General features: G+C 67.3%; 2 protein-coding genes. One reads left to right on the forward strand and one right to left on the reverse strand.

Annotated elements, in window-relative coordinates:
- Nucleotides 1-280: 280 nt before the first annotated feature.
- Nucleotides 281-1,411, reverse strand: a complete 1,131-nt coding sequence (locus tag UW392_RS46890; RefSeq protein WP_320781473.1) for an IS630 family transposase — start codon at nucleotides 1,409-1,411, stop codon at nucleotides 281-283.
- Between the two features lie 166 nt (nucleotides 1,412-1,577).
- Between UW392_RS46890 and UW392_RS46895 the strand changes: the two genes are divergently transcribed.
- Nucleotides 1,578-2,594: hemopexin repeat-containing protein (locus UW392_RS46895; RefSeq protein ID WP_320781474.1), on the forward strand; the 1,017-nt coding region annotated here is incomplete at its 3' end.

Genomic DNA, 2,594 nt, shown 5'->3' on the forward strand with positions numbered 1-2,594 from the left:
CCTCGTCGGACAGCCGTTACGGCCGGGGCGTGCCCGCACGTCTGCGGCGGATGCGGTATCGGCCGGTACCGGACAAGTTCGCTGTGCAGGCCGCCGGTACCGCCCGCTTCCGCTTCGCCCAGGGGCCCGCGTATGACCTGCGCTGTCGCACGTCGGGTATCGGCGGCTCCACCCGAGCCGGTGGCCGCAACTCGCCGCAGAGGGCCCGCGACCGGCCTCCGGGGCGCGATCGGCACCCCGGCTCCTGTGGACTCGCGCTGTCGCCGCTTCTAGTGCCGCATCAAGCAACGTTCGCCCTGTTCACGACCTCGCGCAGGCGGTCGTCGGCGGCGTGCTTGTTGCGCCAGATGATGTAGCGGCGGATCATGCTGCCCTGCTCCTTGTGGCTGGCGTGGTCGGTGCCGTCGAGGGCGAAGTAGCGGAGGGCTGTGAACTGGGCCTCGATCCGGTTGAGCCAGGAGCTGTTGGTTGGGGTGTAGGCGATCTCCACGTTGTTCGCCGCGGCCCAGGTCCCGACCCGCTGGCACCGCTTCGTCGTCAGGTGCGGTGAGTAGTTGTCGCAGACGATGGCGATGCGTACGTGTCGTGGGTGCAGCGAGCGCAGGTAGCGGCAGAACTCCAGGAACTTCGACCTGTTCTTGGTTTTCTTGATGTGCCCGTAGAGCTGGTCTTTGGCCAGGTCGTAGGCGGCGAACAGGTGGCGGACGCCGTGCGGGCGGGTGTAGGTCGCCCGGCGGCGGGGCCGGGGACCGCGGTCGGGGTCCTTGTGTCTGCCGCCGCGTGCGGCCCAGTGCCGGCCGGGGTGCGGCTGGAGGTTGAGCGGCCCGAACTCGTCCAGGCAGAAGATGACTTCGGGCTCGCCGTCTTCGGGTATGACTTCACCGTCGGCGATCGCGTAGAGGTGTTCGACTCGAGCCTTCTTCGCTGCGTAGTCGGGGTCGCGGGAGGCCTTCCAGGTCTTCACGCGTTGAAACGAGACGCCCTCCTCGCGGAGCAGGACCCGTAGGCCCTCGTGGCTGATGTCGTCGACCACCCCCTCGGCGACCAGGAAGTCGGCCAGCTTGGCCAGGCTCCAGGTCGAGAACGGCAGGCCGTGCTCGGCCGGCTTGGACTTGGCGATCTTCTTGATCTCCCGGCGTTCGGGGAGGGTGAAGGTCTTCGGCCGGCCGCCCTTGTACTTCGGGTAGAGCGAGCCGAAGCCGTCCGCGTTGAAGTTGTGGAGCACGTCGCGGACCCGGTCGTCGCTGGTGAACGTCACCTCGGCGATCTTCGCCGCCGGCATGCCCTGCGCGGATAACAGCACCATCTGAGCCCGCCGCCAGGTCACCACCGATCCCGTGCCTCTGCGGATGATCCGCAGCAACCGCCTTCCCTCGTCGTCGATGTCCCGGACCCGCACACGTTCAGCCACGTGATCATTGTGGCCGTCAGGAGTCAGCCGACGCAGCAACCGAGGCACATCACGACAGGGCGAACGTTGCTTGATGCGGCACTAGGTTCCTCGGCGATGGGCGGCAGCGCGGTACGGCAACCGGGCCGTGCCGGACACTCCGCCCCGAGCGCCCCGGGAGGGATCGATGACGATCCAGGCAGCCTTCAACCGCTCCCAGATCAAGTGGGACACCTACCTGTTCCTGGGCAACCAGTACCTGTCCTACGGCCTCGCCTCCAACACCGTGTTCGTCGGCCCGCGCTCCATCGCCGCCGGCTGGCCGGGCCTCGCCGACACCCAGTTCGCCGAAGCCGTCGACGCGATGGTCCCGTACTCCTACCCGCCGGTCATCTCCACGGTACCGGTGATCCCCACCGAGAAGGACTACGTCTACATCTTCCGCGGCGACCAGTACCTCCGGTACGACTTCGCCAACGAGAAGATCATCTACGGTCCGCTCAGCATCGCCAACGGATGGCCGGGCATGAAGGACGTCGGGTTCGACCGGGACATCGACGCCGCGTTCATGGACCACCGGGGCGACTTCGCGCAGGTCTTCGTGGACACGTACATCTTCTTCAAGGGCGACAAGTACATCACCTACGATCCCCGCGCGGACAAGGTCAGCGGCGGCCCCTACCCGATCGCCGACCGGTGGCCGGGGCTGAAGGAGGCCGGGTTCGCCCAGGGCATCGACGCGGTCGTCTACAACGTGGTCGAGGCATCGGCCCTGGGCGGCAACAGCAGCCGGGAATGCTACTTCGTCAAGGCCGACAAGGTCCTGCACTTCGACATCGAGAACTGGAAGCCGCTGACCGGCGCCCGCAACATCTCCGACTTCTGGCCCGGCCTCAAGGGCACCGAGTACGCCTCCGCCACCCCCACACCGCCCTTCCCGCAGGTCAAAGCGCACGCCGAGCTGAGGATCACCTTCAACAACCCCGGCGAGAACAACCCCAACCCCTACGGCTGGATCGAACTGAAAACCAAGAGCGGCCAGCCCTTCCGGATCTGGACCCAGCAGAACCAGGGCAACTCCACCCCGGCCCGCGCGAGCGCCGCGCCGTCCATGAACCTGCCGTTCGCCTCGTCGGACATCGCGAGCATAGGCGCGTACGTCGACGAGTACGACGCCCTCAGCGGCGACGACTACCTCGCCCGC

The sequence above is a fragment of the Streptomyces sp. CRN 30 genome (assembly GCF_034105845.1).